The sequence below is a fragment of the Aliirhizobium wenxiniae genome (assembly GCF_019511445.1).
Taxonomy (GTDB): domain Bacteria; phylum Pseudomonadota; class Alphaproteobacteria; order Rhizobiales; family Rhizobiaceae; genus Neorhizobium; species Neorhizobium wenxiniae_A.
On sequence record NZ_JAEUAN010000101.1, the window covers coordinates 1 to 390 of the forward strand.

At 43.6% G+C, this 390-nt stretch carries 1 protein-coding gene and 1 pseudogene; both read right to left on the bottom strand.

The genetic code is table 11. The annotated features are described in order from the left end of the window. Positions 1 to 120 (bottom strand): annotated as a pseudogene (locus tag JNB91_RS30480) (IS3 family transposase); the annotation flags it as partial. 6 nt (positions 121 to 126) lie between these two features. Continuing rightward, the coding region (locus JNB91_RS30485) for an IS30 family transposase (RefSeq protein ID WP_050484504.1) at positions 127 to 390 on the bottom strand (264 nt) is incomplete at its 5' end.

Genomic DNA, 390 nt, shown 5'->3' on the forward strand with positions numbered 1-390 from the left:
GTTGTAATAACCGCTCCTGGATACACCAAATACCTGACACATCGCTTCAATGGGAAATTGTTGTCGCCATTGTTCGATTAACGCGTATTTTTCAGCGACTCCTGTGCAAAATACGCGGTTGTAGATTCAATCTGTCAATGCAACACCCCTTTCAATTATCTCTTTCGGTGTTTTGAACTTCAGTGTCTTTCTCGGTCTGTTGTTTAGCTGAGCAGCAACCAGATCTAGTTCATGTTGAGTATATTGGGCAAGACATGTCTTTTTAGGAAAGTACTGCCGAATTAGCCCATTTGTGTTCTCATTTGTTCCCCGCTGCCAAGGACTCTGAGGATCGCAGAAGTAAACTTTAACGCCGGTGCTGACAGTAAATTCTAGATGTCTGGCCAGTTC